The 23,964-nt window shown below is 28.8% G+C and carries 25 protein-coding genes; 23 read left to right on the top strand and 2 right to left on the bottom strand.

Annotation, left to right across the window (positions count from 1 at the left end; translation table 11 throughout):
- Positions 1-67: 67 nt before the first annotated feature.
- The 13 genes from P161_RS19650 (at position 68) to P161_RS0102975 (ending at position 11,386) form a co-directional block, all read left to right on the top strand.
- Entirely contained in the window at positions 68-214 is a 147-nt protein-coding gene (locus P161_RS19650; protein ID WP_197026321.1) for a hypothetical protein, read from the top strand.
- A 62-nt stretch (positions 215-276) separates the two neighbouring features.
- Positions 277-909 (top strand): Crp/Fnr family transcriptional regulator, encoded by a 633-nt coding sequence (locus P161_RS0103035; RefSeq protein WP_026775603.1) that lies wholly within the window; start codon positions 277-279, stop codon positions 907-909.
- Positions 910-1,028: 119 nt separating this feature from the next.
- Entirely contained in the window at positions 1,029-1,373 is a 345-nt protein-coding gene (locus tag P161_RS0103030) for a rhodanese-like domain-containing protein (protein WP_036841189.1), read from the top strand.
- Between the two features lie 3 nt (positions 1,374-1,376).
- Positions 1,377-1,646 (top strand): heavy-metal-associated domain-containing protein, encoded by a 270-nt coding sequence (locus P161_RS0103025; RefSeq protein WP_026775601.1) that lies wholly within the window; start codon positions 1,377-1,379, stop codon positions 1,644-1,646.
- A 13-nt stretch (positions 1,647-1,659) separates the two neighbouring features.
- Positions 1,660-1,956 (top strand): thioredoxin, encoded by a 297-nt coding sequence (gene trxA, locus P161_RS0103020; RefSeq protein ID WP_026775600.1) that lies wholly within the window; start codon positions 1,660-1,662, stop codon positions 1,954-1,956.
- Between the two features lie 72 nt (positions 1,957-2,028).
- Positions 2,029-2,610, top strand: coding sequence for a methyltransferase domain-containing protein (locus P161_RS0103015; RefSeq protein WP_026775599.1), 582 nt, complete (start codon positions 2,029-2,031; stop codon positions 2,608-2,610).
- Between the two features lie 5 nt (positions 2,611-2,615).
- The gene (locus P161_RS0103010; RefSeq protein WP_026775598.1) at positions 2,616-3,959 is read left to right on the top strand and encodes a rhodanese-like domain-containing protein; all 1,344 of its coding nucleotides are present in this window, start codon (positions 2,616-2,618) and stop codon (positions 3,957-3,959) included.
- Positions 3,960-4,084: 125 nt separating this feature from the next.
- Positions 4,085-5,392, top strand: a complete 1,308-nt coding sequence (locus P161_RS0103005) for a TolC family protein (protein ID WP_026775597.1) — start codon at positions 4,085-4,087, stop codon at positions 5,390-5,392.
- A 177-nt stretch (positions 5,393-5,569) separates the two neighbouring features.
- Positions 5,570-6,646 carry an efflux RND transporter periplasmic adaptor subunit gene (locus P161_RS0103000; RefSeq protein ID WP_026775596.1) on the top strand — a complete coding sequence of 359 codons (1,077 nt, stop codon included), beginning with the start codon at positions 5,570-5,572 and terminating at the stop codon, positions 6,644-6,646.
- Between the two features lie 129 nt (positions 6,647-6,775).
- Positions 6,776-9,970, top strand: coding sequence for an efflux RND transporter permease subunit (locus P161_RS0102995; protein ID WP_026775595.1), 3,195 nt, complete (start codon positions 6,776-6,778; stop codon positions 9,968-9,970).
- An 11-nt stretch (positions 9,971-9,981) separates the two neighbouring features.
- The gene (locus P161_RS0102990; RefSeq protein WP_026775594.1) at positions 9,982-10,287 is read left to right on the top strand and encodes a hypothetical protein; all 306 of its coding nucleotides are present in this window, start codon (positions 9,982-9,984) and stop codon (positions 10,285-10,287) included.
- A gap of 15 nt (positions 10,288-10,302) precedes the next feature.
- On the top strand, positions 10,303-10,488 hold the full coding sequence (locus P161_RS0102985; protein WP_026775593.1) for a DUF2892 domain-containing protein: 186 nt from the start codon (positions 10,303-10,305) through the stop codon (positions 10,486-10,488).
- A gap of 412 nt (positions 10,489-10,900) precedes the next feature.
- The gene (locus P161_RS0102975; RefSeq protein ID WP_026775592.1) at positions 10,901-11,386 is read left to right on the top strand and encodes a DUF6252 family protein; all 486 of its coding nucleotides are present in this window, start codon (positions 10,901-10,903) and stop codon (positions 11,384-11,386) included.
- 3 nt (positions 11,387-11,389) lie between these two features.
- On the opposite strand, the gene P161_RS0102970 is transcribed toward P161_RS0102975, so the two are convergent.
- Entirely contained in the window at positions 11,390-12,109 is a 720-nt protein-coding gene (locus P161_RS0102970) for an SGNH/GDSL hydrolase family protein (RefSeq protein WP_036841188.1), read from the bottom strand.
- A 46-nt stretch (positions 12,110-12,155) separates the two neighbouring features.
- Positions 12,156-13,334 (bottom strand): acyl-CoA dehydrogenase family protein, encoded by a 1,179-nt coding sequence (locus P161_RS0102965; RefSeq protein WP_026775590.1) that lies wholly within the window; start codon positions 13,332-13,334, stop codon positions 12,156-12,158.
- 184 nt (positions 13,335-13,518) lie between these two features.
- Between P161_RS0102965 and rnpA the strand changes: the two genes are divergently transcribed.
- The 10 genes from rnpA to P161_RS17945 are packed head-to-tail and all read left to right on the top strand — an operon-like array spanning position 13,519 to position 23,911.
- Positions 13,519-13,905 (top strand): ribonuclease P protein component, encoded by a 387-nt coding sequence (gene rnpA / locus P161_RS0102960; RefSeq protein ID WP_026775589.1) that lies wholly within the window; start codon positions 13,519-13,521, stop codon positions 13,903-13,905.
- Between the two features lie 34 nt (positions 13,906-13,939).
- Positions 13,940-15,574: a S41 family peptidase gene (locus P161_RS0102955; RefSeq protein ID WP_026775588.1), complete on the top strand. Its 1,635-nt coding sequence runs from the start codon at positions 13,940-13,942 to the stop codon at positions 15,572-15,574.
- Positions 15,575-15,601: 27 nt separating this feature from the next.
- Positions 15,602-17,281 (top strand): hypothetical protein, encoded by a 1,680-nt coding sequence (locus P161_RS0102950; protein ID WP_026775587.1) that lies wholly within the window; start codon positions 15,602-15,604, stop codon positions 17,279-17,281.
- Between the two features lie 38 nt (positions 17,282-17,319).
- A complete protein-coding gene (locus P161_RS0102945; protein ID WP_026775586.1) occupies positions 17,320-18,363 on the top strand; it encodes a hypothetical protein in 1,044 nt (347 codons plus the stop codon).
- A 3-nt stretch (positions 18,364-18,366) separates the two neighbouring features.
- Positions 18,367-19,374: a dTDP-glucose 4,6-dehydratase gene (gene rfbB / locus P161_RS0102940; protein WP_026775585.1), complete on the top strand. Its 1,008-nt coding sequence runs from the start codon at positions 18,367-18,369 to the stop codon at positions 19,372-19,374.
- Entirely contained in the window at positions 19,374-20,231 is an 858-nt protein-coding gene (gene rfbA, locus P161_RS0102935; protein ID WP_026775584.1) for a glucose-1-phosphate thymidylyltransferase RfbA, read from the top strand. Before rfbB ends, rfbA begins: the two co-directional genes overlap by 1 nt.
- Positions 20,228-20,788: a dTDP-4-dehydrorhamnose 3,5-epimerase gene (gene rfbC, locus P161_RS0102930; RefSeq protein ID WP_026775583.1), complete on the top strand. Its 561-nt coding sequence runs from the start codon at positions 20,228-20,230 to the stop codon at positions 20,786-20,788. Before rfbA ends, rfbC begins: the two co-directional genes overlap by 4 nt.
- A 1-nt stretch (position 20,789) precedes the next feature.
- Entirely contained in the window at positions 20,790-22,109 is a 1,320-nt protein-coding gene (locus P161_RS0102925) for a hypothetical protein (RefSeq protein ID WP_026775582.1), read from the top strand.
- 52 nt (positions 22,110-22,161) lie between these two features.
- Positions 22,162-23,190, top strand: a complete 1,029-nt coding sequence (locus P161_RS0102920) for an EpsG family protein (protein WP_026775581.1) — start codon at positions 22,162-22,164, stop codon at positions 23,188-23,190.
- The gene (locus P161_RS17945; RefSeq protein WP_051605647.1) at positions 23,183-23,911 is read left to right on the top strand and encodes a glycosyltransferase family 2 protein; all 729 of its coding nucleotides are present in this window, start codon (positions 23,183-23,185) and stop codon (positions 23,909-23,911) included. The genes P161_RS0102920 and P161_RS17945 overlap by 8 nt, the downstream gene beginning before the upstream one ends.
- Positions 23,912-23,964 lie beyond the last annotated feature (53 nt).

Here is a 23,964-nt window from a genome sequence, read left to right as displayed (position 1 = left end):
AAACTGACTTTTATCATAATTTAAGAATCTGATAAGCTTTAATTTTACGCTCTAAATTAAACGCTTTATGAATTTTTTAAACATTCCACTTGTTTCTTGGCTAAATGGAACCATTGTAATTGGTTTTTTTGTGTTAGTTGTAATCGGTTTGGTTGCAGCAGTTTTTATGTTGATGAATACTGATAAAAAAGCAAAAGAGAAGCAAGATATTTAGCAACACTTTTTTAGGGGCTTTCAAATCATTTCATTAAATTTATAGTTAAATTATATTTTGAAATGAAAAGTGATTTACAACTTAATTTTGGCTATTTATTTGAGCAAGATTTAATTGAAGAAATTGCACAAATTGGTATTCCTAAAAAGTTTTTTGCTGATACTACAATCATAGAATTAGGAGATTTTATAAAATCGATGCCTTTGCTAATTTCTGGTGCCATAAAAATCTTAAGAGAAGACGAAAATGGAGATGAATTAGTTTTATATTATTTAGAAAAAGGAGATACTTGTGCCATGACACTTTCTTGTTGCATGGGGCAAACTAAAAGTAAAATTAGAGCTGTTGCAGAAACAGATGTTGAGTTAATTCTTTTACCAAAAGAAAAAATGACAGATTGGCTAAGCACTTATAAAACTTGGCAATCTTTTATATTACAAAGTTATCATAACAGAGTGGAAGAGCTTTTGCAAGCTGTAGATACAATTGCTTTTTTAAAAATGGACGAACGCATTTTTAAATACTTAAAAGACAAAGCAATGGTGAATAATAATGATGAGCTAGCCACCACACACAAACATATTGCTGAAGATTTACATACCTCAAGAGTTGTTGTTTCTAGACTTTTAAAAAAGCTCGAAAATGAGCATAAAATAAAATTATTTAGAAACAGTATTAGAGTTTTAGAATTGTAAATAGTATAATTTTTCTAGAATAATTTTTAACTTCTTTTAAGGCTAGTGTAACTTATGTTACCAAAAAAAATACGTTAATTATTTATCTTTGAGTACGTAAATAATAAAACTATTTTTTAATGATAACAATTTTGAAATACCTTTTTGGTATAAATTCAGAAACCAATAATAATATAAAAGTTTTAGATGCTTCAACTTTTAAACAAGCTGTTTCTAATAAAAAGGTACAATTAATAGATGTAAGAACTGCTAACGAATATAAATCTGGTTGTATTAATAAAGCTAAAAATATTGATATTTTCTCGGGAGAATTTTCAACAGAGGCTGATAAATTAGATAAAGTCAAACCAGTTTATTTGTATTGTAGAAGTGGAGCTAGAAGCAAAAGAGCTTCTAAAAAATTATCAAAATTAGGTTTTAAAGAAATCTATGATTTGAAAGGTGGAATTCTTAACTATAGGTAAATTATGAAAACTTCAATTTTAGTACAAAATTTAAAATGCGGAGGTTGTGCACACACAATTTCTACAAAATTAGCAACCATAAAAAATGTAAGTAAATTACAAGTAAATGTAGAGCAAAGTAAAGTTTCCTTTGAGTATTCAAATGAAGAAGATGCTTTTAAAGTGAAAGAAAAGTTGAAAAACTTAGGATATCCATCAATAGAGGATGCTAATTCTTTTTCATCAAAAGCAAAATCATTTGTAAGTTGTGCAACTGGAAAGCTTTCAAAATAAATGAATTTAAATTATGAGTAAATTTTCAGAAATAATAAATCAAGATACACCAGTTTTAGTAGACTTTTTTGCAGAATGGTGTGGCCCTTGTAAAACCATGAGTCCAATTTTAAAAGAAGTAAAAGATGTTTTGGGTGATGCAATTTCAATCATTAAAATTGATGTTGATAAAAACCAAGCTTTAGCTGCAAAGTACCAAGTGAGAGGTGTACCAACATTTGTATTGTATAAACAAGGCAAAGAAGTTTGGAAACAATCTGGGGCACTTCAAAAAAACGATTTGATAAAAATTATTAAAAGTTTTAGTTAGTTTTTATAGTTAGTTGGGGAAAGCACCTGTTTTTATAAAAAGCAGGTGTTTTTATGAAGAAAATATTAATATATGGATTTATCAGCAAATTTTTGGAATAATAAATATAAAAACAACAAAATTGGTTGGGATTTAGGCGAAGTTTCTCCACCACTAAAAACCTATTTTGATCAAATAGAAAACAAGGAATTGAAAATTTTAATTCCTGGTGGAGGTAATTCTCACGAAGCAGAATATCTTTATAACCAAGGTTTTAAAAATGTTTTTGTGGTAGACGTATCTCAAATTGCTTTAGATAATATTAAAAAAAGAGTTCCAGATTTTCCGACATCACAATTAATCCTTGCTAACTTTTTCGATGTAGAAAAAAACTTTGATTTAGTAATTGAACAAACTTTTTTCTGTGCCATAAACCCAGAATTAAGACCAAAATATGCAGAAAAAATGCAATCAATTTTAAAAGAAAAAGGAAAACTAGTTGGATTACTTTTTGATGCAAAACTCAACGAAGATCATCCACCTTTTGGTGGCAATAAAGAAGAATATTTGGATTATTTTGAATCTTATTTTACTCTAAATATTTTTACAGAATGTTATAATTCTTATCCTAACAGACAAGGAATGGAATTATTTATTAGTTTAATAAAAAAATAAAAATTATGGACATTATACAATTTCAAGACAAACCATTAGCGCATTATTCTTACGCAATTATTAGTAATCATGAAATGGCAATTGTAGATCCGTCAAGAGATCCAAAACCTTATTATGAGTTAGCAGAAAAGCATAATGCAAACATAATTGCTGTTTTCGAAACGCATCCACATGCAGATTTTGTGAGCAGTCATTTGCAAATTCATAAAGAAACTGGCGCAAAAATTTATGCTAGTAAATTGGTAGAAGCTAACTATCCACATCAATCTTTTGATGATGGAGATACTGTAAAAATAGGAAATAGTACATTTTCTGCCATAAATTCTCCTGGTCATTCTCCAGATAGTATTACCATTATTGCAAAAGATGATGCAAATAATTATGCAATGTTTTCTGGTGATACTTTATTTATTGGCGATGTTGGGAGACCCGATTTAAGAGAAAAAGCAGGTAATATGAAAGCCAAAAGAGAAGATTTGGCAAAAAGTATGTATCAAACTATAAAAAATAAATTCAATCATTTACCAGATGAAACTATTGTATATCCAGCTCATGGAGCAGGTTCTTTATGTGGTAAAAATATGAGTGATGCTGCATCAAGCACATTAGGAAAAGAGCGAAAAGAAAATTGGGCTTTTCAAGATGTAACTGAAGAAGAATTTGTAAAAACTATTTTAGAAGATCAACCTTTTATCCCTTCTTATTTTGGTTTTAATGTTGATATCAATAAAGAAGGTGCAACAAATTCTGAAACTGCATTTAGCAATATTCCTTTAAATTTTGGAATTGCAGATTTTAAAAACGATAATCAATTAATTATTGATGTAAGAAGTGCAGCAAACTATAAGAAGAATCATATAGAAGGAAGTGTAAATATTATTGCAGAAACTGAAGACGATAAATTAGAAACTTGGTTAGGTGCTATTGTAGAACCTAATGAAGATTTTCATTTAGTAATTAATAGTATTTCAGATAGAGAAACAATTTTAAGTAGAATTGCCAAAATTGGGTATGAAAAACAAATAAAATCAGTTATTACTTTAGGCGAAGATAATTTTAAAACATTTGAATCTTTAGATCTCGATAGTTTTAAAGAAAATCCAACTGAATATACAATTATTGACATCAGAAATAAAAGTGAGGTTGCAGAAGGTATGTTTTTTGAAAATGCAATTTCAATTCCTTTAAATGAATTAAGAAATTCAGTAGAAAAAATACCAACTAAAAAGCCAATTGTGGTGCATTGTGCAGGTGGTTATAGAAGTGCAGCTGGTAGTAGTGTTATTTCAAAATTAATTGATAGTGTTGCTGTTTATGACTTAAGTGATAATGTAAAAGATTTTAAGTAATATAAAAATATTTTCAAATGAAAAGGCATTTATAAGAAATTATAAATGCCTTTTTTTAGTTGGTAACCTTTGTTACTTATAGGAATATTTCTTCATTCTATTTTTGTACTATAAATAGATAATCAATGAAGAAATCCTATATTTTACTCCTCTTTTTATATTTAATAAGTTTTAAAATACAAGCTCAAGAAATAACTCCAATTTCAAAAGCAGCAGTTTTAGCGAAAGTTTCTGAGAATAATGCAGCAATTAAAATTTCTGAAGAAGCGTTTAATGCAGCAAAAGCAGATTATAATCAAACCAATGCTGTTTTTCTACCAAACATTACTGCAAGTCATACAGGTATTTCTACCACAAACCCTTTAATGGCTTTTGGGTCTAAGTTAAATCAAGGAATTTTAACGCAAAACGATTTTAATCCAGCTTTGTTAAATGACCCTACAACTACTCAAAATTTTGCAACAATTATAAAAGTAGAACAGCCTTTAATAAATTTAGATGGCTTTTATCAACGAAAAGCAGCAAAAAATAAAATGGAAGCTATGTCTTTAAAAACAGCTCGAACACAAGATTATTTAGTGTTTGAAGTTGAAAAAGCATATATGCAACTGCAATTAGCCTATAAAGCTGTAGAAGTTTTAGAAAAAGCTTTAAAAGCCTCTGAAGTTAATAAAGAATTAGCAGAAAATAGTTTTAAAGAAGGGTTGCTGCAAAGAGCAGATGTTTTAAACGTAGAAATTCGAATTACAGAAGTTAAAAATCAATTACAAAACGCAAAAAGTAATGTGCAAAATGCTTCAAATTATTTGTCTTTTTTAATGAATGATAAGACTGATGTTATTTATATACCATCAGAAAACTTAAAGCTAATTAATGTTAGTATTGATAATAAAAACATCTCTGAAAACAGATCTGATATTAAAGCTATGGAACTTGCCTTAAAAGGGTTTGAAGCTATGAATAAAGCAGATAAAATGGCTTTTTTACCAAGATTAAATGCCTTTGGAAGTTACGAAATGTATGATAATAACATTTTTCAAGGAGATGCCAGTGGTTATGTAATTGGTGCACAATTAAGCTGGGATATTTTTCAAGGATCTAAACGTTTTGGAAAAGCACAAAAAAGTAAAGCTGAATTCGAAAAATCGAAGTTAGAATATAATCAATATCTATCTAAAAGTAATTTAGAATTAAACAAAGCAAAACGCCAATTGTTAGATGCTAAAAACAGGTTAGCATTAACAAATTTAGCAGTAAAACAATCTGAAGAATCTTTAAGAATTACAAAGAATAGATTTAAAGAAGGTTTAGAAAAAGCATCAGATTTATTAGTAGCTGAATCTCAATTTTCACAAAAGCAATTAGAATATTATCAAACAATTTTCGAATATAATTTTACACAAAAGTATTTAGAATTTTTGACAGCCCCCTAACCCCCAAAGGGGAAACTAGCAAGTTTGCTGATAAATCTAGTCCTTACTTTTTTCCTTCGGATAGAGTTAGTCATAGAATAATAATAAAATCATTTTAAAATAGAAAACAACACGAATCCTTAACATAACAGTTCCCTTTCCTTTGGAAAGGGTTAGGGATAGGAAAAATCAAAACAAATGAAAGAATACATACACATCATAGCATTTTTTACAGCATCATTATTTATAGTAAGTTGTAATAGTGAAAACAAAAAAGTTGCAGTAGATAATTCACCTGCAATAACTGTAAAAGTTAACAAAGTAGCAGTAAACAACAACAATCCATTTTTGTCTGTAAGTGGAAAAATACAAGCAACTAAGAGTGCAGATGTAAGCACAAGAATGATGGGTTTTATTGATAAAGTTCATGTAAATGTTGGCGATAATGTTAAAAAAGGTCAGTTGTTAGTATCTATTAATAATGCAGATTTACAAGCAAAAAAAGCGCAAGTAAATGCAGGAATTACGCAAGCAGAAACTGCTTTTATAAATGCAGAAAAAAACTACAATCGTTTTAAAAATTTAATGGCAAATAATAGTATTTCTCAAAAAGAGATGGATGATATGACAGCAAATTACCAAATGGCAAAAGCTGGCTTAGAATCAGCAAAACAGATGAAAAACGAAATTAATGCACAATTTTCTTACAGTAATATTACTGCACCTTTTAGCGGAATAATTACCAATAAAAATATTGAAACTGGAGATATGGCAAATCCAGGAATGCCTTTAATTAGTTTAGAAACCCCAAGCAATTTTGAAGTAATTGCAATGATTCCAGAAACAGAAATATCAGAAATTGAAAAAGGTACTGAAGTAAATGTTTTAGTAAAAGCAATTGATAAAACAATTAAAGGTAAAGTGAGCGAAGTAAGTACATCTGCAAAAAATACAGGTGGACAATATTTAGTTAAAATTGATTTAGAAAAAACAGAAGCAACTATTTTATCGGGCATGTTTTCTACAATTCAGTTTCCTATAGAAAGAAAATCAGCTTCTTCTTCTATGGTTTTAATTCCACAAGAAGCTCTTGTAAAAAATGGACAATTAACTGGTGTTTATACAGTAAGTGAAAGTAATACAGCTTTGTTACGTTGGTTGCGTTTGGGAAGGATTTATGGAAATCAAGTTGAGGTTTTATCAGGTTTAAATGCAGATGAATCTTACATAATTTCTGCTGATGGGAAATTATATAATGGAGCTAAAGTAAAATAAGCCCATCCTCAATCCTTCCCAAAGGGAAGGAAGTCAGAATGGAAACATACTAAAAAAAATAAAAAATTAACTGTAAAAATTCCCAATCAGTTTTTCCCCTTTGGGGAAATTAAAAGGGGCTTAAAAGAAATGAAAGAAGGTTTAGCTGGAAAAATTGCAAAAGTCTTTATAGGGTCTAAATTGACAGTATTGCTGATGATCGTGTTTATGGTTGTTGGAGTATATGCTTCGTTTTTAATTCCTAGAGAAGAAGAACCACAAATTGATGTGCCAATGGCAGATATTTTTGTAGGTTATCCTGGTGCAAGTCCTACAGAAGTTGAAAATAGGGTAGTAAAACCTTTAGAGAAATTAATTTCGAATATTAAAGGTGTAGAGTATGTGTATGCTACTGCTATGAACGAAAAAGCAATGGTAATTGTGCAATTTTATGTGGGCGAAGATATTGAGCGTTCGTTTGTAAAATTGTACAACGAAATTAACAAACACATGGATCAAATGCCACAAGGTGTTACATTTCCATTAGTTAAAACACGTGCTATTGATGATGTGCCAATGTTAGGTTTAACCTTGTGGAGCGAAAATTACAGCGATTACCAATTAAGCCAAATGGCTCAAGAGTTAGAAAGCGAAATTAAAAAGGTAAATGATGTTTCTATCACACATAAAATTGGAGGAAGAAATCGTCAGTTAAGAGTGGTTTTAGACAAAGATAAATTGGCTGCAAGTGGACTGGATTTCTTGTCGGTTTCAGAAATGATAAAAGCCAATAACACACAATTAAGTTCTGGTAGTTTTGATAAAAATGATACTGAGTTTTTAGTAAACACTGGTAAGTTTTTAGCTTCTGTTACTGATGTTGAAAACTTGGTGGTTGGTGAACAGCAGAATCAACCTATTTATTTAAAACAAATTGCTAATATTGTTGATGGACCAGAAATTCCTCAAAATTATGTGTCTTTAGGTTTTGGAAAAGCGAGTGAAAAATCTACTGAATACAAATCTGAATATCCTGCAGTAACTATTTCAGTAGCGAAAAGAAAAGGAGCTGATGCCATGAAAATTGCAGAGGTAATTATAGACAAAGTAGATCATTTAAGAACAACTTTAATTCCAGATGATGTACATGTAGAAGTTACTAGAAATTATGGGGAAACTGCTTCTCATAAAGTGTCAGAATTATTATTACACCTTATAGGTTCTATCATTGCTGTAACATTAGTAGTAATGTTAGCTATGGGTTGGAGAGGTGGATTAGTCGTGTTTTTATCTGTGCCAATTACGTTTGCTTTAACGTTGTTGAGTTATTATATGTTAGATTATACCCTAAACAGAATCACACTTTTTGCATTGGTATTTGTAACAGGAATTGTAGTTGATGATTCCATTATTATAGCCGAAAACATGCACAGGCATTTTAAAATGAAGCGTTTGCCTTTTAAACAAGCTGCATTATATGCCATTAATGAAGTTGGGAATCCAACTATTTTAGCAACGTTTACGGTTATTGCTTCTGTTTTACCAATGGCTTTTGTATCTGGTTTAATGGGGCCTTATATGGCACCAATGCCAATTGGAGCATCAATTGCTATGATTTTATCATTATTTGTAGCCTTGACAATTACACCTTATTTAGGTTATATTTTCTTAAGAGAAAAAGACAAAAAAGGAGCTAAAGAAAAATCAGAAAAACCTTTAGAACAAACTTTTATTTATAAAGTTTATAATAAGTTTGAAAGACCTTTATTAGAAAACGGAACAAAAAGATGGTTGTTTTTAGGAGGAACATTTATTGTTTTAATTGCAACTATGGGATTATTTGTAACCAATTCTGTTGCTGTAAAAATGTTGCCTTTTGATAACAAAAATGAGTTCCAAGTAGTAATTGATATGCCAGAAGGCACAACTTTAGAAAGAACAGGCGTTGTAACACAAGAAATTGCACAGTATTTATCTACAAGACCAGAAGTGGTTAATTATCAAAATTATGTAGGTACTTCTGCACCAATCACTTTTAATGGATTGGTGCGTCATTACGATTTACGAGGAGGATCTAATATGGCTGATATTCAAGTGAATTTGGTTGATAAAGGAGAGCGTAAAATTCAAAGTCATGGCATTGCAAAATTATTGAGACCAGAAATTCAGAAAATTGCCAAAAAATACAATGCAAATGTAAAGTTGGTAGAAGTACCTCCTGGACCTCCAGTTTTATCTACCATAGTTGCAGAAGTTTATGGACCTGATTATAAAGAGCAAATTAGAATTGCAAATGATGTTCAGAATATCTTAAATAATACTACTGATGTAGTTGATGTCGATTTTATGGTGGAAGCTGATCAAACAGAATATCAATTTGAAATCAATAAAGAAAAAGCCATGTTGTATGGAGTTGCTCCACAGCAGATTGCCTACACTATGAATATGGCTTTGTCTAATAACCCAATAACCACTTTGTATGATGAAGATGCAGTAAATCAAATTGGTTTGGTGTTGAGTTTAGATGAAAAGGAAAAATCTACTATTTCAGATATTTCTCAATTAAAAGTAAAATCTAAAATGGGGACTATGATTCCGATTGCAGATTTGGTAGAAATAAAAGAAACCATTGCTGCTAAAAGTATCTACAGAAAAAATCAGAAAAGGGTAGTTTATGTAATGGCAGATATGGCTGGAGAATTAGAAAGTCCTGCATACGCAATTCTGGGAATTGGAGAAAAATTAAATGAAATACAACTTCCAAAAGGCTATAAATTAAACGAAATGTATTTAGGTCAGCCAGATTTTGAAGACGATTATACAGTAAAATGGGATGGAGAATGGCAAATTACTTTAGAAGTGTTTAGAGATTTAGGAATCGCATTTTTGGGCGCATTAATCTTGATTTACATTCTAATTGTAGGTTGGTTTCAAAACTTTAAAGCACCAATTGTAATGATGGTTGCAGTACCATTATCTTTAATAGGAATTATTTTAGGACATTGGTTAATGGGTGCATTTTTTACAGCAACATCTTTTATTGGGATGATTGCTTTGGCTGGAATTATGGTAAGAAATTCGGTTTTATTGATTGATTTTATCAACTTAAGAACTGATGAAGGAATTCCGTTAAAACAAGCCTGTATTGAAGCTGGAGCAGTAAGGACAACACCAATTTTATTAACTGCTGGAACTGTTGTTATTGGAGCTTTTGTAATTCTTTTTGATCCAATTTTTCAAGGTTTGGCGATTTCTTTAATGGGTGGAACTATTGTTTCTACAGTATTAACTTTATTAGTTGTGCCATTAGTGTATTATATGATTGAAAAAAAGAATTATAAATAAAAATTGACCATATGAAATTAGTAATCGTAACAGCAGTAGAAGAATTTCAAAAAGATGTTTTAAAACTCTTCAAAAAAGCAAATATTGAGAATTTTAGTAGCTCTGAAATTGACGGACATAAAAATACACCTCAATTGTTAAAAGCTTCTAACTGGTTTTCTGGTGAAAAAAATGGAAATGAATCAACTATGTTTTTTTCATTTACAGATGAAGAACATATAGAGAGTTTGTTCAGTTTATTAAAAGAGTTTAATGAAAATTTAGAAACCAATAATCCAATAAAAGCGATTGTTGTTCCTATCGAAAAATTTATATAATTAAAAAAAAGCAAAATGTTAAATAAATATTTTAGAATTATTGTGGGTGTCATGGTTTTATTGACAGTAGTATTAACCTATTTTGTAAGTATATATTGGCTGTGGTTGGGTGTATTTATTGGTTTAAATTTAATACAATCTGCGCTAACGAAATGGTGTTTGTTAGAAGTAATTCTTCAAAAATTAGGTGTAAAAAAATAAATGTAGGTTATAAAAGAGGTTATTTTATTTTAAATAACCTCTTTTAAATTTATTAAAACTTTAAGTAAGTTATTTTTATTTATTCTAAATAAACGATTATATTTGCAGTATAATTTTTTAGAATGATTGTTTTTTATACTTCAACCATCGCAAAACCTACAATTAAATTAGCAAATAATTCTATTTGTAGCAATGTTTGCTCATCAAATTGTATTACTCCAAAAAGTAAATGTTGTAATAAATATAAAAAGAAAGGGATTAACTGTAAAAGATGCCCACATATTTTATTAAAATCAGCATCATAACTTTATTCGTTTCTATTCTTTAAGGTATTTCTTCAGTACTCGTTAATTTCTCATATTTCGTCCATAAATAAGACAATAAATATATATTTTTGTTGTTTATTTAATTTATGAAGTCTTTCGCTTATTTTTTATTGATTTTTACAATTTTTGCTACAATTACTTCTTGTCAAGAAAATGGTATTTTTATTCCTGTAAAACAAAATATAGAAGGTAACTTTGAGGTAATTATTGATGGAGAAGTTTTTTTAACAACAGATGTAAACTTTACTGTAAACAACCAAGAATTACTAATTACTGCTTCAAGAACAGTAACAAACGAAACGATTACTTTACAGGTTGATGATTTTAATGATGCAAGTTTTAGCTTTGAAGGCGAGCAAAATGTTGCAACTTACCTAATCAGTAATGCAACAACAACTGATATGTGGACCACCTTAAATGCAACTACAAGCAGAGGAAATATCCAGTTTTCAGAAATAAATTTCACCAATAATACTGTTTCTGGAACGTTCAGTTTTATAGGGAGAAATGAAAATTTGAATTCTTCAAAAGCCTTTGGTAGTGGAAGCTTTAGTAATGTTCCAAGAAATTAAAATTTAATCTTTTAACTTTTCTATGGCTAATGGCAAAATTCTTTCAACAAATTTTGTATAGGCCAATTCTGATGGATGCAAACCATCTGAAGCTACTAAATTAGGATTTGTTAAACCTTGACGTGTAATGTCAGTAATATTTACAAAAGTAATTCCATTCTGATCACAATAACTTTTTGCAAATTCATTGTATTTATCAATTCCTGTTGATATGGATGCACTTCCTCTTCCAAAAGGTGTAAACGCATAATCTGGAATAGAAACTACAATTACATTCGCTTTTGTATTATTCGCAGCTCTGATAGATGTTGCTATCAATTCAGGAAACTCTTGTTCGTAAATCGAAAAATTCTTGTTTTGAAATTGATTGTTCACACCAATTAACAAGGTCACCAAATCAAAATCATCAGTAATATTTTTCTGTTCAATAGTATTTATTAAGTTCGTGGTTGTCCAACCAGTTTTGGCAATAACTTGTAAACTAAAAGTAGTGTCTTTTTTAAAAGTGATGGATAAACTGTCTTTTAGTTGTTCAGGAAATCTACACGTTTCACAAACGCTTTCACCAATCGTATAACTATCTCCCAAAGAAAGAATTTTATATTCCTTTTTCTGATCAACAATAGGAATATCATCAACAATTAAAATTTGGTCGTCGTTATTTTCACAACCAAAACTCATCAATAAGACAAAAATGCTAAAAAAATAAATTATTTTTCTCATGTTGATTTTGTCTGAAAACTACTAAAAAACTTACTAAATAATCTATTTATTTAAAAGCATTCAATCCAGTAATATCGAAGCCAGTAATTAACAAATGAATATCGTGCGTTCCTTCATACGTAACAACACTTTCTAAATTCATCATATGTCTCATAATTGAATATTCGCCTGTAATTCCCATTCCACCTAACATTTGTCTTGCATCTCTAGCAATTTTTAAAGCCATATCTACATTGTTACGTTTTGCCATCGAAATTTGAGCTGTTGTTGCTTTTCCTTCGTTTTTTAAAGTTCCCAATCTCCAAGCTAATAATTGAGCTTTGGTGATTTCAGTAATCATTTCAGCTAATTTCTTTTGTTGTAATTGAAACTGTCCAATTGGTTTTCCAAATTGCTCACGCTCTTTTGCATAACGTAAAGCAGTGTCATAACAATCCATTGCAGCACCAATAGCTCCCCAAGCAATGCCATATCTTGCAGAATCTAAACAACCTAAAGGTGCTCCCAATCCAGATTTATTTGGTAATAAATTCTCTTTTGGCACTTTTACATTGTCAAAAATTAATTCTCCAGTAGACGAAGCTCTTAAGGACCATTTATTATGCGTTTCTGGTGTAGAAAAACCTTCCATGCCACGTTCTACTAATAAACCATGAATTCTACCTTCTTCGTTTTTTGCCCAAACTACAGCAACATTACAAAAAGGCGCATTTGAAATCCACATTTTTGCACCATTCAATAAGTAATGATCACCTTTATCTTTAAAATTGGTTTCCATTCCTCCAGGATTTGAACCATGATTTGGTTCTGTCAATCCAAAAGAACCCATCCATTCTCCAGAAGCTAATTTTGGTAAATATTTTTTACGTTGTGCTTCAGTTCCGTATGCAAAAATTGGATACATCACTAATGAAGATTGTACAGAAGCTGTAGAGCGAACTCCAGAATCTCCACGTTCTATTTCTTGCATAATCAAACCATAAGAAATTTGATCCAATCCTGCACCTCCATATTCTTCTGGAATGTATGGACCAAAAGCACCAATTTCTGCCAAACCACTAATAATTTGTTTTGGGAATTCAGCTTTTTGGGCATATTCTTCAATAATTGGAGAAACATCACGTTTTACCCAATCTCTTGCAGAATCACGAATTAATTTGTGTTCTTCCGTTAATAAATCATCAATATTATAGTAATCTGGAGCTTGAAATAAATCTGGTTTCATATGGTTTGTATTTAAAACTGATGTAATACTGTTTGTTATTTAACAAAAATATCAATAATTGTTTAATTTTGATTATAAATTACTAATAAAGGATTGTTAATTTGAGGGAATAAAAATAAGCATTTTTTAAAGTTCAGTTCATTAAATCATCAAAAAGTTGTAGTTTTCATTTAAGTTTGTAGCAATGAAATTTACACTCGGAAAACAGGAACGATTAAAAAGTAGAAAGCTAATAGAAAAGCTTTATAAAGAAGGGAATTCTGTAAAAGCGTTTCCTTTAAGAATGATGTATTTAAAAACTACGCATACATCCGATTTTCCTGCACAAATTGGTGTTTCTGTGCCAAAAAGAAACTTTAAAAAAGCACCTGATAGAAACCGATTAAAAAGGTTAATGCGTGAAACGTATCGTTTGCAAAAAGCTATTGTGTATGATAATTTAAACGAACCTTATGTTTTTATGATTTCGTATCTTGGCAGAGATAAGTGGAGTTATGAAGATTTGCATGCAAAAATGGAGAAATTATTGAAGTTATTTGTAGAAGAAACAAAGAAAAATAAAAATCAATAGCAAGGGGTTAAAACCCCTTGTTAAAATAATAAATATGAAAAAATATATAGCATCAAAAAAAATAATTGGCGTACTTTTAGTAGCGACGATTTTTTTGTCGTTTTCATTTAAATCGAAATTCTTTGAAGTTGCCAAACAAATAGAAATTTACAATTCTTTATTCAAGGAATTGAATATGTATTATGTTGATGAAATAAACCCAGCTGAATTAACGGATTTAGCTATAAAAAATACCTTAAAAGATTTAGATCCTTATACTAATTTTTACAACGAACAAGATGTAGAAGATGCTAGAATTAGAAGAGAGGGAGAATATGCAGGAATTGGTGTTTCTGTTTTTTATACAGAAGAAGGTATTGAAATAAGTGAAATTTATAAAGGATTTTCGGCTGATAAAGTTGGTTTAAAAGCAGGAGATGTTATTATTTCTGCAAACGGACAATCACTTAAAAATATGGAAAGAGAGCAACTTTCTATGTTCTTAAAAGGAACTCCAGGCACCAAAGTATCTGTAGAAATTAAACGTCAAGGAGAAGTTTTAAAAAAGGAGCTAAAAAGGGAAAAAGTAGAAATAAATCCGGTTCCTTTTTATGATATGATTGATGAAGAAACAGGTTACATAACCTTAACTCGTTTTAACAACAAAGCTTCATCCGAAGTAAAAAAAGCTTTTAAAGACTTGAAAAAAAAAGGTATGAAAAAGTTAGTTTTTGACTTGAGATCAAATCCTGGAGGTTCTTTAATGGAATCCATCAATATTGCTAACTTTTTTCTTCCGAAAGGAAAAGTGGTAGTCACTACAAAAGCCAAAATTAAAAAATGGAGCAATACTTATAAAACTTCTAACGAACCTTTAGATTTAGAGTTGCCAATGGTAGTTTTAATCAATGGAAGTTCTGCATCAGCATCTGAAATTGTAAGTGGTTCTTTACAAGATTATGACAGAGCAGTAATTATGGGCGAACGTTCCTTTGGAAAAGGTTTAGTTCAGCGTCAAAAAGAATTAACCTATGGAACACAACTAAAATTGACGATTTCTAAATATTATACACCAAGTGGAAGATGTATTCAAGAGTTAGATTATACCAACAGAAATCCTAAAACAGGCGAAGTTCCTAAATTTTCTGATAACGGAATTAACGAATTTAAAACGGCTAATGGAAGAACTGTGTTTGATGGAGGAGGCGTTATGCCAGATGTGCAAATTGAAATTTCAAAAAAAACAGCTGCTACTGAAAATCTTGTAAATTCTAAAGCTATTTTTAATTTTGCTATTGATTACGTTGCTAAAAATAAAGAAATAGCTGCTGCTGAAGATTTTCAGATTCAAGATTCAGATTTTAGAGCCTTTACAAAGTTTTTAGAGAACGATACTACTTTTGTAACTCAGCAAGAAAGTTTGTTTAAAAAAGCCTACTTATCAACAGAAAATAATAGTATTAGCAAAGAATACGAAAAAATTAAAGAGAAATTATTTGAAAACAAGATTGAAGAAATTTCTAAAAATAAAGATATTATTAACGAGTTGTTAGAAGATCAAATTCTTAGGAATTATTATTATGAAGAAGGCGTTTTTAAACATCATTTAAAAAATGATGCAACCATTTTTAAGGCTGTAGAATTGATGAAAAATGAACCTTCTTATAATCAAATATTATCAGCGAAATAATTTTATATTTGCACCTCAAAAAAAGAAATGCTACACACAAAAAATATAGATAGAACAAGAGCGCAAGAATCTACAAACGCCATAGAAAAATTATACATTTCTATGCGTCATTTATTTAGTAGAGGTTTTTACAAACCTATGGGAGTTTCTGGTGAAACTTTGCGCAAATCCTTATTGCTTTTACGTCCAGAAATTTATGGATCTATTGCAGAAGAAAAAATAGAATTAGATGGTTTAGTGTATGTTATTGAAAGACTGCCTGAAGGCATTGAGCAATGTCAGTTTATAAATTTAACTGCGGATGAAGGGTATAAAAACTCTCATTTTGAACCGATTATTCCTCCAAAAAGAAGAAGAAACTGTTATAGAATAGACAAGGATCAAATGAATATTGAGATTACCAGAGGAAGATCTGAAATCTATGATATTTTAACACATTTAACTTTTTTATTCATAGAATCTCATAAAATTCAAGAACGTGTTTCTTTAAACGAAGGTGAAAACTTTATAAGAGAATGGCTTCATTTAGAAGATATTGTTTTACATCAAAAGAAAATAAACGATAAAGAAAGAGAAGTTTTAATTGTACACATGGGCAATATCCTTGGAAGAACTTTTGACGAAGTTTCACACATTTATAAGGTATTTGCAACTGAAGAAAATCCACATAAATTTTTCAATTTAATTTATTGGTTGGGTAAATTGGCCATTAAAGAAGTGTATACTAATGAGAAAAGAACCGTAACTTTTAGCTCGCTTTTAATCGAAGAAATTGGACATCACATTTATGGTGAAATATGGGCAAATGACATCAAACACATTTTAAAAGAATACAATCTTTTAAAAAGACCAATTCATATTATTAGTGCCAATATGCACAGTGTTTTGAATTCTATTTACGCAAAAGGTGCATTGCCTGAAGAAGCTGAAAATTCAAAAGGTTTTGAGTTGTACAGACTTTTAAGCAATGTAAATAGCAAAGAATTACAGAAAAAAGTAAAAGATTATGCTTCAGAAAACGGACTTATTTATGTAAAAGATACATCAGGTACCAATATTAATGTACAAATAATTGATACTGATAAAATAAATTATGATGTTTCTCCGTTTCAAAAAGTAAACTCTATTAAAGAAAATGCAGTAATTATAGTAATGGATTACGCATTTGGTGAGCAAGCTTTTGAAACTATGGATGAGTTACTAAAACCTTACGAAGCTGATAATGAAAAAGTTCATTTAGATGTGAAGTCGGTTTCTATTATGGGGAAAGCTGGTATTTTAGAAGGTGGAAAAGGAGATATCATGATTCCTACTGCACATATTTTTGAAGGAACAGCAGATAATTATCCATTTAAAAACGAATTAAAGAAAGAAGACTTAGAAGGTTTTGGCGTAAAATCTTTTGATGGTTCTATGATTTCGGTTTTAGGAACATCTTTACAAAATAAAGATTTGTTGAAATTTTTTCATGATTCTACTTGGAATGTAATTGGGTTAGAAATGGAGGGCGCACATTACCAAAAAGCCATACAATCTGCCTCAAAAATTAGAGGAAATATTTCTGAAGATGTAAAAGTAAGATATGCATATTATGCTTCTGATAACCCTTTAGAAACTGGAGCAACATTGGCATCTGGAGGTTTAGGGATGACAGGTGTAACACCAACTTATGCTATAACACAAAAAATATTAGAACAAATTTTTTAACAGTTTTTTTTAAAAACTGATTTATAACCAAACAAACAATGTCAACAAACCAACAAAAAAAAAATAACGAAGAGGAAGTAGATTTAGGGTCGTTATTTGTAATTATAGGAAAAGGTTTTTCTAACTTTTTTAAATTTATTGGAAGTATTTTTAAGGGAATTTTTGATTTTTTTATTAGTGTTCTGCTCTTTTTTAAACAACACATTTTAAAAATAGTAATTGTAGCGATAGTTGGTTTTGCAGTAGGGTTATTTCTAGAAATTGATAAGCCAAGTACTTATGGATCTAATTTGTTAGTAGAGCCTAATTTTAGTAGTGCTAGGCAATTGTATAATAACGTGAATTATTATAATGATTTAGTAAAGCAAAAAGATATTACAACCCTACAAAGAACTTTTAATTTAGATAAAGAAGAGGCTACCTCTTTAACAAAGTTTGAAATAGAACCCTTAAGAGTTGATAGTGATTTAATTAATGGGTATAATAGTTTAGTGCTTTCAGTAGATACTCTAACCATAAAGAGTTATAAGTTTGAAGATTATAAAGCAGCTTTTACTAAATATGATTATAAAGTTCATAGAATAACAGTTATTGCTGAGAAAAATAATATTTTCGACAAGTTAGATGATGTTATTATTTCATCTGTTGTGGATAATAAATATTTTAATAGACTAAAGGTTTTAACAAATGAAAACTTAAACAGAACAGATTCTTTATATCGTGAAAATTTATCTCAAATAGACTCTTTAAGAAAAGTATATATTGAAGTAATGATACAAGAAGCCAAAAAGCAATCGACAGGAACAAATATCGATTTTGGTTCAGACAAACAAAGCTCAAAAGAATTAGATTTGTTTGAAAAAAACCGACAAATAAATGCAGATTTAAGGAGTATTGCCTCAGAAAAATCTAATCAATATGAAGTAATTAACGTAATCTCTAATTTTCAGCCTGTTGGTTATGAAATAAAAGGAATTACTAAAAATTATGCTTTTATTCTAGCACTTTTAGGAGCTGGTTTTACCATTATTGTTTTACTACTATTGCAGTTAAATAAATTTTTAGACAACTATAAAAAATAAAGCATGCAAACAGTTCTCATAACTGGTGGCGCAGGTTTTATTGGGTCTAATTTTATTCCGTTTTTCTTAGAAAAAAACAAGGAAATTAAGGTAGTAAATTTAGATTTATTGACATATGCTGGAAATTTAAAAAATTTGCAAGAAGTAGAAAATAATGAAAATTATATTTTTGTTAAAGGGGATATTTGCGATAGAAATTTAATACAATCGCTTTTTAAAAAATATAATTTTAAAAGTGTTTTACATTTTGCAGCAGAATCTCATGTAGATAATTCTATTAAGAACCCAGATGCTTTTATAAAAACCAACATTTTTGGTACGTTTAACTTGTTAGATGTCGCTAAAAATTTTTGGATGGAATCTCCAAATGTTTATAAAGCAGGATTTGAAAACTCAAGATTTTTACATGTTTCTACAGATGAGGTTTATGGAACTTTAGGCAAAACAGGTTTGTTTACAGAAGAAACTTCTTATGCTCCAAACAGCCCTTATAGTGCTTCAAAAGCATCGTCTGATTTTTTGGTAAGAAGTTATTTTCATACGTATGGATTAAATGTTGTAACCACAAATTGCTCTAACAACTATGGACCAAAACAACATGATGAAAAATTAATACCGACAATTATCAGAAAAGCTATTTCTAATGAAGAAATTCCTATTTATGGTGATGGTAAAAATATTAGAGATTGGTTGTATGTGTTAGATCATTGCATAGGAATTGAACTGGTTTTTAAAACAGGGAAACTAGGAGAAACTTATAATATTGGAGGAAAAAACGAAAGAGATAATTTATATATTGCAAATACAATTTGTGCTTTGTTAGATGAAATTTCTCCCAAAGAAACTTCGTATAAAAATCAAATTACATTTGTAAAAGATAGGCCAGGACATGATTTTAGATATGCAATTGATGCATCAAAAATAGAAAAAGAATTAGCTTGGGAAGCACAAGAAAACTTTGAGTCAGGAATAAAAAAAACCATTAATTGGTATTTAAAAAAATATAAATAATGAAAGGAATAGTTTTAGCAGGTGGTTCTGGTACAAGATTGCATCCTCTTACTTTATCAGTAAGCAAACAATTGATGCCTGTGTATGACAAACCTATGATTTACTATCCTTTATCCACTCTGATTTCTGCAGGAATAAGAGAGATTTTAATAATTTCTACACCACAAGATTTACCATTATTTAAAAAGTTATTAGGAAATGGGAGCCAAATAGGCTGTCATTTTGAATATGAAATACAAGAGAATCCCAATGGTTTAGCAGAAGCATTTTTAATTGGAGAAGATTTTATTGGTGATGATAAAGTTGCGCTTATTTTAGGCGATAATATTTTTTATGGTACAGGTTTGTCTAAATTATTGCAAGAAAACACAAATCTAGAGGGAGGAATTGTGTATGCGTACCACGTAAACGACCCAGAAAGATATGGAGTTGTAGAGTTTGACGAGCATCAAAATGCCATTTCAATTGAAGAAAAACCTTTAAAACCAAAATCTAATTTTGCTGTTCCAGGAATTTATTTTTATGATAATTCTGTGATTGAAAAAGCAAAAAAATTAAAACCGAGTAAAAGAGGAGAGTTAGAAATTACAGATATTAACAAAGCTTTTTTAAAAGATAAAAATCTTTCTGTTAGAATATTAGATAGAGGAATTGCTTGGTTAGATACAGGTACTTTTAAATCTTTAATGCAAGCAAGTAATTTTGTAGAGGTTATAGAAGAAAGGCAAGGTTTAAAAGTTGGCTCTATTGAGGAAGCTGCTTTTACTAGTGGTTTTATAAATAAAAAAGAATTACAACAATTAGCAAAACCATTACTAAAAAGTGGTTATGGTAAAAACTTATTAGATATTAAATGATTGTAAAAGAATCGCCATTAAAAGATTGTTTTGTAATAGAGCCCACTTTCTTTAAAGATCATAGAGGTTGCTTTTTATTGGAGTACAATAAAAAAGAGTTTCAAGAAAAAACAGGGTTAGATATTGATTTTGTTTTAGGAAATCAATCTACATCACAATTTGGTGTTGTAAGAGGTTTGCATTTACAAAGAGGAGAGTTTGCACAAGCAAAATTAGTTAGAGTAGTAAAAGGTAAAATTTTAGATGTTGTTGTAGATGTTAGAAAAGATTCTAAAACTTATGGACAACATTTTTCTTGTATTTTATCAGAAGAAAATAACAAGCAAATATTTGTTCCAAGAGGATTTTTACATGGTTTTTCAGTGTTAGAAAATGATACAATTGTAGCTTATAAATGCGATAATTATTACAATGTAGATGCCGAAGATGGTGTGTTGTATAATGATTCTCAATTAAATATTGATTGGAAATTAAACGAAGATGAAATTATTTTATCAGAAAAGGATAAAAAATTAAGAACATTTCAGGAGTTCACCTCAAATTTAGACAAGATATAAAATGAACAAAACCGTAATTCAAAGAAAAAATATTCTTTTGGGTTTAACTTTCAAAGGAATTAGTATTTCTTTGAGTTTTTTGATTGTTCCAATGCTTATCCTGTTTTTAGGGAAAACGGAATATGGAGTTTGGGTAACTGTATTTTCAATAATTAATTGGATTTTTACTTTTGATATTGGTATTGGACAAGGACTTAGAAATAAATTAACAGAGGCTTTATCAGTCAATAATTATAAAAAAGCAAGTGAAATTGTAGCAACAGCCTATATTTTTATTATTGCTTTTTCTATTGTTATTTTTTTAATAGGATCCCTTTTAATTTATTTTTTAAATTTTCAAGACATCTTAAATTATAAAGAACAAACAAATTCATTTTTGCAAAAATTTGTTTTTTTATCGCTTTTTTTTACAGTGATAAATTTTATCTTAAGTCTTTATAAAAAATTATACTTATCTGTACATAAGTCTTTTAGTGTTGAGGTTATCAATCTGTTTTTTCAGATTTTTTATTTAGCTGTTGTTTTATTATGGATGTTTTTTGAATTAGAAAAAAGTTTAATTAGTTTAATAATAATCTTTGGTCTAGGTAATTGTATTGTTGCTGTAATAGCAACAATAGTATTTTTTAAATTGCAAAAAAAGATTGCTTTTTCATTTTACAACTTCAACTTTACAGAAGGTAAACAATTGTTTGGTCTAGGAATTAAATTTTTTATAATTAATATGTGTTTGTTGGTTATTTTATCAACAGATAATATTATAATATCAAAACTTTTAGGCCCAAGTTTTGTTACGGATTATTTTACAGTTCAAAAAGCATTTCAATTTTTAATTGTTGTTTTTACTGTAGTTTTAACATCTTCTTGGAGTTTGTATTCTGATGCAATAATTAATAAAGACTTTATTTGGATTAAGAAAAATTTTAAAAAAATGAATTTTTATTTTTTAGGAATCCTATTTTTTGGGTTTTTAATTTTTTGTTTTATTGAAGATATCCTAAATATTTGGATTGGTGAAAACGTAATTAAATTGCCAGAGAATTTAGCGTTTTTTAATTTAATTTATGTATTATTATTTTGTTATACAAATATTTACATGTTTTTTATAAACGCTTCTAATAGAATGAATTTACAAATGTACCTTTATGTTTTTGGAGCCATACTAAATGTACCTCTTTCTATATTTCTCGTGAATTATATTGGAAATAGTACTGGTGTTATTTTATCTACAATAATATGTTTTTTACCTTTATTTATATTAATGCCTTTACAATCTCATAATATTATTAAAAAATTAAATGAAACATCTTTACAGAGTTAAATAAATGCTAGTATATATTCTATTTGTAATTTTTATTTTCATTTTACCTAAAATGGGTAAAATAAAAATCCTTAAAGGGCTTAAGGTGAAAGGCTTTACACTAGCTTTTATTGTAATCTTTATTTTAAGTGCTTTAAGATTTGATGTTGGGTATGACTACTCTATGTATTATGAGCTTATTGAAGGAAATATAAGATGGTATACAGACCAAATCAATAGAATTGAATTTTTACCAAGACAGTTAATTGTATTTTCAAATTTTATACATTTTTATCAATTTTTCTTTATTTTAACTTCTTTTTTAATCACTTTTTTCTTTTATAAAGGTATTAAGGAAAATAGTGAAGATAAATGGATCTCTACCTTAATCTTTGTTTGTTTTCCTTTGTTTTATTTCATGTCACTTTCAATAGTTAGGCAGTATCTAGCAGTAGCTATACTATTTTATTCTTTTAAATACATAAAACAAAGACAGATTTGGCGATATTTAGCTGTAGTTACTTTGTGTTTTTTTATACATAAATCATTTATTTTAGCTTTGCCTTTGTACTTTTTATATGGTAATTTAATAAACAAAAAAATTATTTTAGCTATTTTTATTTTAAGTTTCTTTAGTTCAGACTTATTGGCTTTTGTGATACAATTATTTTCAGAGAGATATAGTATTTATTTTACCAGAATTTCTGGTGAAGGAGGCAACTTAATGTTACTTGTTTTTCAATTTATTGGCTTATTATTACTTCCATTAGTCTATAATTTTAGAGATAAAAATGATAAAGATTTTAATTTTTATTTATTAACCTATTTCATTGGCCTTTTTATTTGGGCAAGTTTATCTAAATTCGGTCATGCAGGTATAAGAGGCAGTTTGTATTATATGAGTTTTACAATACTATTAATACCTCATCTCAAGAAAAAAATTAAAGAGTATAAAATTATACAAGAAGGTTTTGCAATTATTTGTTTTTGTTTCTTTTTCATTAATTTGTACATAGGTTCACAACATAAAATAAAAGATGCCAACCTACCTTATCAAACCTTTCTTTTTAAAACACCAAAAGACTTTAAATCCAATGAGTAGTAAAAAACAAGTATCTATAATAACTGCAAGTTTTAATAATGTATCTACTATTACAGATACTTTTAATTCGGTTTTATCCCAAAATTATTCTAATATTGAATATATAATTGTTGATGGATACTCTACAGACGGTACTCTAGATATTATAGAAAACTACAAGGCTAAGTTCAGAGCTAAATTTAAATCTTTTAAACTTTTGATAGAAAAAGATAAGGGAATTGCAGATGCTTGGAATAAAGGATTAAAACTAGCAAAAGGAAATGTTATTTTTTTTCTTAATTCTGATGATTGGATTTCTTCAGATACTGTTACTAAAGCATCAAAAAGATTAACTATAAATAGAAAAGAAATTACATATGGTATCTGCAACAGAGTAGATGAAAATAAGAATTATTTAGAGAGTTTTCAGAAAAAATTCTTTAAACAAAGAGTGTTTTGGGATTTTGGTTTTTCTTTCACAACTTGTTTTTGTACCAAAGAAGTTTACGATAAAATAGGAGGTTTTAATACAGATTATAAAATAGGTATAGATACAGATTTTTTATTAAGATGTTTAAAAAACAATGTGAAATTCTTAAAAGGAAATCAAGAGGTTTATATGAGAATTGGAGGTGTAAGTACAAAGTTTAGAGAAAAAGCACAAAAAGAATATAAAAAAGCATTACTTAAAAACGGATATCCTAAATTGTTGGTTAACTTAGTCCACCTTTTAAAAAAATAATAAGATAAAGCTTTAAAAAGAGCCTTCTTATGAAAAAAACAATTGCAAACAGT

The sequence above is a fragment of the Polaribacter sp. Hel_I_88 genome (genome assembly GCF_000687935.1).
Lineage (GTDB): Bacteria > Bacteroidota > Bacteroidia > Flavobacteriales > Flavobacteriaceae > Polaribacter.
Note: the sequence above shows the minus strand (reverse complement) of the source record. Positions and strands in the feature narration are given on the sequence as shown.

What these genes read in the sequence shown, in the direction of transcription:
- P161_RS0102990 (WP_026775594.1), top strand. Translation starts at nt 9,982, where the DNA reads ATGAAATTAGTAATCGTAACAGCAGTAGAAGAATTTCAAAAAGATGTT.
- rfbA (WP_026775584.1), top strand. Translation starts at nt 19,374, where the DNA reads ATGAAAGGAATAGTTTTAGCAGGTGGTTCTGGTACAAGATTGCATCCT.
- P161_RS0103030 (WP_036841189.1), top strand. Translation starts at nt 1,029, where the DNA reads ATGATAACAATTTTGAAATACCTTTTTGGTATAAATTCAGAAACCAAT.
- rnpA (WP_026775589.1), top strand. Translation starts at nt 13,519, where the DNA reads ATGAAATTTACACTCGGAAAACAGGAACGATTAAAAAGTAGAAAGCTA.
- P161_RS19650 (WP_197026321.1), top strand. Translation starts at nt 68, where the DNA reads ATGAATTTTTTAAACATTCCACTTGTTTCTTGGCTAAATGGAACCATT.
- P161_RS0103000 (WP_026775596.1), top strand. Translation starts at nt 5,570, where the DNA reads ATGAAAGAATACATACACATCATAGCATTTTTTACAGCATCATTATTT.
- P161_RS0103010 (WP_026775598.1), top strand. Translation starts at nt 2,616, where the DNA reads ATGGACATTATACAATTTCAAGACAAACCATTAGCGCATTATTCTTAC.
- P161_RS17945 (WP_051605647.1), top strand. Translation starts at nt 23,183, where the DNA reads ATGAGTAGTAAAAAACAAGTATCTATAATAACTGCAAGTTTTAATAAT.
- P161_RS0102965 (WP_026775590.1), bottom strand. Translation starts at nt 13,334, where the DNA reads ATGAAACCAGATTTATTTCAAGCTCCAGATTACTATAATATTGATGAT.
- rfbB (WP_026775585.1), top strand. Translation starts at nt 18,367, where the DNA reads ATGCAAACAGTTCTCATAACTGGTGGCGCAGGTTTTATTGGGTCTAAT.
- P161_RS0102950 (WP_026775587.1), top strand. Translation starts at nt 15,602, where the DNA reads ATGCTACACACAAAAAATATAGATAGAACAAGAGCGCAAGAATCTACA.
- rfbC (WP_026775583.1), top strand. Translation starts at nt 20,228, where the DNA reads ATGATTGTAAAAGAATCGCCATTAAAAGATTGTTTTGTAATAGAGCCC.
- P161_RS0102955 (WP_026775588.1), top strand. Translation starts at nt 13,940, where the DNA reads ATGAAAAAATATATAGCATCAAAAAAAATAATTGGCGTACTTTTAGTA.
- P161_RS0102920 (WP_026775581.1), top strand. Translation starts at nt 22,162, where the DNA reads ATGGGTAAAATAAAAATCCTTAAAGGGCTTAAGGTGAAAGGCTTTACA.
- P161_RS0102925 (WP_026775582.1), top strand. Translation starts at nt 20,790, where the DNA reads ATGAACAAAACCGTAATTCAAAGAAAAAATATTCTTTTGGGTTTAACT.
- P161_RS0103035 (WP_026775603.1), top strand. Translation starts at nt 277, where the DNA reads ATGAAAAGTGATTTACAACTTAATTTTGGCTATTTATTTGAGCAAGAT.
- P161_RS0102975 (WP_026775592.1), top strand. Translation starts at nt 10,901, where the DNA reads ATGAAGTCTTTCGCTTATTTTTTATTGATTTTTACAATTTTTGCTACA.
- trxA (WP_026775600.1), top strand. Translation starts at nt 1,660, where the DNA reads ATGAGTAAATTTTCAGAAATAATAAATCAAGATACACCAGTTTTAGTA.
- P161_RS0102985 (WP_026775593.1), top strand. Translation starts at nt 10,303, where the DNA reads ATGTTAAATAAATATTTTAGAATTATTGTGGGTGTCATGGTTTTATTG.
- P161_RS0102970 (WP_036841188.1), bottom strand. Translation starts at nt 12,109, where the DNA reads ATGAGAAAAATAATTTATTTTTTTAGCATTTTTGTCTTATTGATGAGT.
- P161_RS0102995 (WP_026775595.1), top strand. Translation starts at nt 6,776, where the DNA reads ATGAAAGAAGGTTTAGCTGGAAAAATTGCAAAAGTCTTTATAGGGTCT.
- P161_RS0103015 (WP_026775599.1), top strand. Translation starts at nt 2,029, where the DNA reads ATGGATTTATCAGCAAATTTTTGGAATAATAAATATAAAAACAACAAA.
- P161_RS0103005 (WP_026775597.1), top strand. Translation starts at nt 4,085, where the DNA reads ATGAAGAAATCCTATATTTTACTCCTCTTTTTATATTTAATAAGTTTT.
- P161_RS0103025 (WP_026775601.1), top strand. Translation starts at nt 1,377, where the DNA reads ATGAAAACTTCAATTTTAGTACAAAATTTAAAATGCGGAGGTTGTGCA.
- P161_RS0102945 (WP_026775586.1), top strand. Translation starts at nt 17,320, where the DNA reads ATGTCAACAAACCAACAAAAAAAAAATAACGAAGAGGAAGTAGATTTA.